Annotated in this window: 8 protein-coding genes; all 8 read right to left on the bottom strand. The window is 71.2% G+C overall.

Annotated elements, in window-relative coordinates:
• Positions 1 to 90 precede the first annotated feature (90 nt).
• The gene (locus ACWGH4_RS27275; protein WP_453465616.1) at positions 91 to 1,260 is read right to left on the bottom strand and encodes a 1-acyl-sn-glycerol-3-phosphate acyltransferase; all 1,170 of its coding nucleotides are present in this window, start codon (positions 1,258 to 1,260) and stop codon (positions 91 to 93) included.
• A 15-nt stretch (positions 1,261 to 1,275) separates the two neighbouring features.
• The gene (locus ACWGH4_RS27270; protein WP_453465614.1) at positions 1,276 to 2,382 is read right to left on the bottom strand and encodes an NAD-dependent epimerase/dehydratase family protein; all 1,107 of its coding nucleotides are present in this window, start codon (positions 2,380 to 2,382) and stop codon (positions 1,276 to 1,278) included.
• A gap of 199 nt (positions 2,383 to 2,581) precedes the next feature.
• A complete protein-coding gene (locus ACWGH4_RS27265; RefSeq protein ID WP_003948845.1) occupies positions 2,582 to 2,680 on the bottom strand; it encodes a 30S ribosomal protein bS22 in 99 nt (32 codons plus the stop codon).
• A gap of 122 nt (positions 2,681 to 2,802) precedes the next feature.
• Positions 2,803 to 3,015 (bottom strand): helix-turn-helix domain-containing protein, encoded by a 213-nt coding sequence (locus ACWGH4_RS27260; RefSeq protein WP_014046653.1) that lies wholly within the window; start codon positions 3,013 to 3,015, stop codon positions 2,803 to 2,805.
• Positions 3,016 to 3,143: 128 nt separating this feature from the next.
• Positions 3,144 to 3,947: a phosphatase gene (locus ACWGH4_RS27255; RefSeq protein WP_453465612.1), complete on the bottom strand. Its 804-nt coding sequence runs from the start codon at positions 3,945 to 3,947 to the stop codon at positions 3,144 to 3,146.
• 97 nt (positions 3,948 to 4,044) lie between these two features.
• Positions 4,045 to 5,223: an acetoin utilization protein AcuC gene (locus ACWGH4_RS27250; protein WP_453465610.1), complete on the bottom strand. Its 1,179-nt coding sequence runs from the start codon at positions 5,221 to 5,223 to the stop codon at positions 4,045 to 4,047.
• The gene (locus ACWGH4_RS27245; protein ID WP_453465608.1) at positions 5,174 to 6,418 is read right to left on the bottom strand and encodes an MFS transporter; all 1,245 of its coding nucleotides are present in this window, start codon (positions 6,416 to 6,418) and stop codon (positions 5,174 to 5,176) included. The genes ACWGH4_RS27250 and ACWGH4_RS27245 overlap by 50 nt, the downstream gene beginning before the upstream one ends.
• 118 nt (positions 6,419 to 6,536) lie before the next feature.
• Complete coding sequence (locus tag ACWGH4_RS27240) at positions 6,537 to 7,181, bottom strand: HAD family hydrolase (protein WP_453465606.1); 645 nt, start codon at positions 7,179 to 7,181, stop codon at positions 6,537 to 6,539.
• Positions 7,182 to 7,228 lie beyond the last annotated feature (47 nt).

Genomic DNA, 7,228 nt, shown 5'->3' with positions numbered 1-7,228 from the left:
GGACCCACCCCTCACCGGTGTCCATGGCGCTCCGGCAGCGCCGGCACGGCCAGGCGCTGTCCGGGCGGTCTTCTCGGGCCCGGGCAGGACCTAGAAGAAGACCGAGCGGCGCTGTACCAGCAGCTTGTAGAGCGTGTGCTGGATCTGCTCGCGCACCTGGTCCGTCAGGTTGAACATCAGCATCGGGTCCTCCGCCGCCTCCGGCGGGTACCCGTCCGTCGCGATCGGCTCCCCGAACTGGATCGTCCACTTCGTCGGCAGGGGCACAGCCCCCAGCGGTCCGAGCCACGGGAACGTCGGAGTGATCGGGAAGTACGGGAAGCCGAGCAGCCGCGCCAGCGTCTTCGCGTTGCCGATCATCGGGTAGATCTCCTCCGCCCCGACGATCGAACACGGCACGATCGGCACGCCCGCCCGCAGCGCCGTGGAGACGAAGCCGCCCCGTCCGAAACGCTGAAGCTTGTAGCGCTCGCTGAACGGCTTGCCGATGCCCTTGAAGCCCTCCGGCATCACACCGACGACCTCACCGCACTGGAGCAGCCTTTCCGCGTCCTCCGTGCACGCCAAGGTGTGACCGGCCTTCCGGGCCAGTTCGTTGACCACCGGCAGCATGAACACCAGATCCGCGGCCAGCAGCCGCAGATGGCGGCCCGCCGGATGGTTGTCGTGCACGGCGACCTGGAGCATCAGCCCGTCCAGCGGCACGGTGCCCGAGTGGTTCGCCACCACCAGCGCCCCGCCCTCCGACGGGATGTTCTCGATGCCCTTGACCTCGACGCGGAAGTACTTCTGGTACATCGGCCGCAGCATCGACATCAGGACCTGGTCGGTGAGCTCGGCGTCGTAGCCGAACTCGTCGACCTCGTAGTCGCCCGTGAGGCGTCGCCGCAGGAACGCCAGCCCGCCGGCGATCCTCCGGTCCCAGCCGCTGTCCGGCGGCACCGGCGTCTCCCCGGCGGCCGTCACGGGGGCCTCGGCGGCCCTCCCGTCCTGCGGGGAGCCGCCGGCCTCACCCGACACGCCGGAAGCCGCGGAGACGGCGCCACGGACCGGCTCGGCGGGGACCGCCGGGCCGGTGTCGGGGCCCGTACCGCCCTCACCGGCCTGCGGGCCGGGCAGCGGGCTCAGCGCGGCGTCCCGCGCCACCGCCGGTTCCGCCTTGCGCAGGCCGCCGGACGCGGAGCGCCGCCGTGCCGGGCGCTGCGCGGCGCCGCCGCGCGACCGGTCGTCGTCGAACGGAATGACCTTGGCGTCCGCCATCGTCGGCTGCGCTCCTTATCCGGGCTGTCCGCTGCTGTGCGTCGTCTGGGTGACCGCTCGCCCGCCGTCCTCGACGGGCACCGCGTCGAGGACACCGAGCGACAGGGCCTCCGCGACCCGGTCCACCGCCTCGGCGACCGCCTTCGGCGGCAGCAGCCCCGGGCCACGGCTGCGCGCGAAGTCCGCGAACGTCTCCGCGGTCGTGTACTTCGGCCGGAAGCCCAGTGTCTCGCGCATCTGAACGGTGCTCACCACCCGTCCGTGCGTGAGCAGCCGGATCTGCTCGGGCGAGAAGTCGGTGAAACCGACCGTCCGCAGCGCCGAGCCCACCCACGTGACCGCAGGGAGCAGCAGCGGCATCGTCGGCCGCCCCAGCCGCCGCGAGCACTGCGACAGCGTCAGCACACCGTCACCCGCGATGTTGAAGGTGCCGCTGTTGAGCGTGCCGCGGCGCGGCTCGTGGAGGGCGATCCGCAATACGTCGATCACGTCGTCCTCGTGGACGAACTGGAGCCGGGGGTCGTAGCCGAAGACCGTCGGCATCACCGGCAACGAGAAGAACTCGGCGAGCGGCGAGTCCGCGCACGGTCCGAGGATGTTGGCGAAGCGCAGTACGCACACCGCCACGTCGGGCCGGCGGCGAGCGAAGCCGCGTACGTATCCCTCGACCTCGACGGCGTCCTTGGCGAATCCACCGCTCGGCAGCGACTTGGGCGGGGTGGTCTCCGTGAAGACCGCCGGGTCGCGGGGGGCGGAGCCGTACACGCTCGTACTCGATTTGATCACCAGCCGCTTGACGGTCGGTGACTTCTGGCAGGCGCCGAGCAGCTGCATGGTGCCGATGACGTTGGTCTCCTTGACGGCCGTGCGGCCGCCGGCGCCCAGCGGCGTCCCGGTGACGTCCATATGGACCACCGTGTCCACGGCGTGCTCGGCGAGGACCCTCGCGATCGCGGGCCGGCGGATGTCGGCACGCACGAACTCGGCCCCGCCCAGATGGTGTCCTGGCCCCTCGGCGTCGACCCCGATCACCCGGTCCACCTCGGGATCCCGCTGGATCCGCCGCACGAGACGGCCGCCGAGCTGCCGGGCCACTCCGGTGACGAGCACGACCTTGCCCAAGATCAGCGCCTTCCCTAGCTCCTGGCGTCACCGTAGCGCGTCACTGTTGCGCTGTGATGACCGCACGACCGACTTTTGCCACGTCGTGTCCACCAGTGCTCCACCCTTGCTCCGTACGGAGTCCGTCCCGGGCCCGGAGAAGCACCTCGGCCCCTCCACCGGACTGGTGGAGGGGCCGAAGGACACGCTCAGCTGCCGCTTACTTCTTGTTGCGACGCTGAACGCGGGTGCGCTTGAGCAGCTTGCGGTGCTTCTTCTTGGCCATCCGCTTACGCCGCTTCTTGATAACAGAGCCCACGACTACCCTCGCTCACTTCTCTTCACTCGGTGCGGGGCGTCTGGGCCCACACGACCTACGTCGGCCTAGCCTACCTGCCGCCGAGTGAGGGACGTAATCCGAGGGCGGCCGTCCCTCCTCCGTTACGCGGATTCCACCCCCACGAAGGATTCGCGGAGATACTCGTGAACCGCTTGCTCCGGTACCCGGAAGGACCTCCCCACCCGGATCGCCGGCAGATGACCACTGTGCACCAAGCGGTACACGGTCATCTTCGACACCCGCATCACCGAGGCGACTTCCGCCACGGTAAGGAACTTGACCTCGTTGAGAGGCCTCTCGCTGCCAGCAGCCATGACCCACCTGTACCTTCCGCACCCGACGCGCACCGGCTTCCCCTCCGGTGACTCTTCGTCGCTGTGCGCTCACTGCCCAGACTAGGGGCGGGTGATGCGAGTGGGGAAGAGGAGCAGCGATCGGCCGCCTACTGTGACAGACACGCCCGATTGAGCACATAGCGCGTCAACGGCCGGTAGTAATCGGACCTTACGGCGTCATCAAGCGGAACGGCGACGGACACCTGCCCCTCCGCCTCACCGACGAACAGCGCCGGATCGTCGGTGTCGGCCAGTCCGATGGCCTCGATACCCAGTTGACCTGCTCCGCAGACCCAGCCGTGATCACCGACGACCAGGTCGGGCAGCCGCCCGCCGGCGTCCGCGGCCGCCGCCAGCGCGACCCTGACCGGCAGCGGGGAATGACTGTGGGCTCCCGCGCCGCCGGCGCCCGCCTCCCGGAGCCGCGCCACCCCCCGTACGTATTCGAGCCGGTACGTGCGTACGCCGAACCGGGTCGTTATGTCGACACATCGCCCCTGCGCGGGTGTGAGTACGGAACACCCCGCCGCCGACAGCGCGTCTGCCAGATCGGCGTAGAACCCGAGCAGCCGGTGCGGATGTCCGGTGCCGAACAGCACCGCCCCGCCCTGCGCGGCCACCGCGCCCAGCCGCTCCGCGAACGCGGCGAGCCTGCCGAGGGTCCGCTCCGGGTCGATGACGTCCGCCCCGGTCACGTGCTCGGGATCGGCCGAGACCCCGCACCTGTCCGCCATGAGGGCGATGACGTCCCGCACGCTCCAGGCCCACCGGGGGTCCAGTCCGAGGGTGACCCGCGGATCGCGGGCGACGAACGCGCGATAGCTCCGCAGACTCGTCTCCCGGGAGGTGGCGACGTCACCGGCCAGCCGGGACGCCAGCAGATGCGCCCGCAGCGCCTCGGTGCTCAACACCCTCCCGATGCTGACGCAGAGAGACACCCACCACGCGAAAACCCCGAACAACCCGCACAGTTGGCCCAACGTCCGTCAGGCACCCGGTCGACCGGCCTCAGGCAAGCAGTCCCCGCAGCGGGAAGACCGCCCGCCGCGTCGCCAGCACGGCTTGGTCCAGCCGGTCCGCGGGGTCGTAGCCCTCCTCCCAGCCGCGCCAGGCCACCGGCCACCGGCCGTCCGTCATCCGGGCCGGAGCCAACTGCCGCGTCCGCGCGTACACCTCGTCCCGCCACGACGAGGGAATCACCGACTCGGGCTCGACCGGCTGGTGCGCCGCGATCCCCACCAGATGCGTCCACGACCGGGGGACCACGTCGACCACCGCGTAACCGCCGCCGCCGAGCGCGAGCCACCGGCCGCCCTCCACGTGCTCGTGCGCCAGGGCGTGGCACGCCTCCTGGACGGCGCGCTGCGCGTCGAGCGACACCGCCAGGTGCGCCAGCGGGTCCTCGAAGTGTGTGTCCGCCCCGTGCTGTGTCACCAGGATCTGCGGCCGGAAGTCGGCCAGCAGTTCGGGCACGACCGCGTGGAACGCCCGCAGCCAGCCCTGGTCCCCCGTGCCGGCCGGCAGCGCCACGTTCACCGCGGAGCCCTCCGCGGGACCGGCCCCGCCCGTCTCCTCCGGCCGGCCGGTCTGCGGGAACAGGGTCTGCGGGTGTTCGTGCAGCGACACCGTCAGGACCCGCGGGTCGTCCCAGAACGCCGCCTGCACGCCGTCCCCGTGGTGGACGTCCACGTCGACGTAGGCCACCCGTTCCGCGCCGAGCTCGAGCAGCCGCGCGATGGCCAGCGACGCGTCGTTGTAGATGCAGAACCCGGAGGCGCTCCCCGGCATCGCGTGGTGCAGCCCGCCGGCGAAGTTGACCGCATGGTCGGCCTCTCCGCGCCACACGGCCTCCGCCGCGCCGACGGACTGCCCGGCGATCAGCGCCGACGCCTCGTGCATCCCCTCGAACGCCGGGTCGTCGACCGTGCCGAGCCCGTACGACTGGTCCGCGGCCTTCGGGTCGGCCGACGCCGCCCGCACCGCGTCCACGTAGTCCTCCCGGTGCACGAGCCGCAGCGTCGACTCCCCGGCCGGCCTGGCGGCGACCACCCGCATCGCCCGGTCCAGCCCGTAGGCCCGCACCAGCCCCATGGTCAGTGCGAGCCGCACCGGATCCATCGGATGGCCGGAACCGAAGTCATACCCGGTTACCGCCTCGTCCCACATCAACAATCCGCGGCCGCTCATGCCCGACACCGTATCGGGCGCTCCCCTCGCCGAACGATCCGGCGTACACCAGCGTCAACAACACGAGTGCCATCGGTACGAGCATCGCCCCGCGGTAGCTCCAGGCGTCCCCCAGCGCCCCGACCAAAGGCGACCCGATGAGGAAGCCGACGTAGTTGAAGACGTTCAGCCGCGCCACGGCCGCGTCGCTCCGGCCCTCGAACAGCCGGCCCGCCGCCGCGAAGGTCTGCGGCACGATCACGCACAGGCCGAGCCCCAGCACCGTGAAGCCCGCCATGCCCGTCCACGCCCCTGGCGCGGCCGCCACCACGGCGAACCCGGCCGCCGCCAGCACCGCCCCGCACCGGACGACGGCCACGGCCCCGAAGCGCCGCACCCCGAGGTCCCCGACGGCCCGGCCCACCAGGGTCGTCACCATGTAGGCGTTGTACGGGACGGTCGCCAGCTCCTCCGAGCTGCCGAGGACGTCCTGCAGATATTTGGCGCTCCAGTTGGAGACGGTCGAGTCGCCGATGTACGCGAAGGTCATCACCAGCGCGAGCGGCAGCAGCATCCTGAACGCCACCCGGCCGCCGTCGCCGGCCGCGCTGTCCTTGCCGCCGCCGTCGCCGGTCTCCGGGCGGCCCTGCGGGCGCTCCCCGCCGTAGTACCACCGGCTGCCCACCAGCGCCGCGGGCACCAGCACCACGACCACAGGGAAGTAGGAGACGACGAGCGCCAGGTCCCAGTGCGCACCCGCCCAGGCGAGTGAGGCGCCGACGATCCCGCCGAGGCTGTACGCCGCATGGAATCCGAGCATGATGCTGCGCCCGTACGCCGCTTGGAGCCCGACGCCCAGCATGTTCATCGACGCGTCGAGCGCGCCCACCGACAGCCCGAACACCCCGAGCGCGACGGCCACGTGCCACATCTCGTCGCCCGCGGCCACACCGAGCAGCGCCAGCAGCACCACCGGCTGGGCCCAGCGCAGCACCGCACTCACGGGCGCAGGCCGCACGATCCGTTCGGTCAGCACGCTGCCCACCCCGGCGAGGACGGGCACCGCCGCGAGGAACAGCGGCAGCAGGGCGTCGGATATCCCGTACCGCTCCTGGATGGCGGGTATTCGGGTCACGAGGAGAGCGAACGCGACACCCTGCGAGAAGAAGCTGAACGCGAGGGAGGTCCGCCCGTGGCGCAACCGCGGTTCTGTCATGGCCGCACAGCGTAAGCCCGGGCTCTACCGGGCGGTAGACGCGTCACACGGGCAGCGTCGTACGACCCGCTCCACCGTGAACGACGCCGCCGACCTGCCGGCGTCGCCCGGCTGGCGTTCACACGAGGAGTGCGGGCAGCTCCGCCATGGTGGCGAAGTGTCCGTCGGCGCCCGCCAGTTCGGCCGCAGGGGTCATGGCGGTGAATCCGTACACGTCCATCCCGGCCGCGAGCGCCGCCTGCACGCCGAGACGGCTGTCCTCGACGACCACGCACCGCTCGGGCGCCACACCCATCCGCTCGGCGGCGTGGAGGAACAGGTCGGGTGCCGGCTTGCCCATGCCGACGTCCTGGGCGCTGAAGACGGTCTCTTCCCTGAACCACCGGTCGAGTCCGGTCGTGCGGTGCCCGATGCGGATGCGCTCGTGACTGCCGGACGACGCGACGCAGTAGGGGACGGCATCGGCGCGGAGCTTCTCGAGCACTTCGGTCACCCCGTCGACGGCCGCCAACTCCCGTTCGAACGCGGCGAAGACGCGGGCATGGAACGTGTCGTCGAAGTCCGCCGGCAGGTCCTGCCCGGTCCGCTCCCGGACGATGTCGTGCACCCGGTGCATCGCGGCGCCCATGTAGTCCCGCAGGGACTCCTCGTACGTGGTGGAGTGCCCCAGCTCGGTGAGATAGGCAGCCAGGAGGGTGTTGGACAGGGGCTCGCTGTCGACGAGCACTCCGTCGTTGTCGAAGATGACGAGGTCATAGCGCATGCGGCCGACCCTAATCGACCCTTGAACGCAGGAAAGCCCCGCACCAG

Source organism: Streptomyces sp. NPDC054847, from assembly GCF_053610925.1.
The sequence above is the reverse complement of the archived record's forward strand: the minus strand, read 5'-3'. Positions and strand labels throughout refer to the sequence as shown.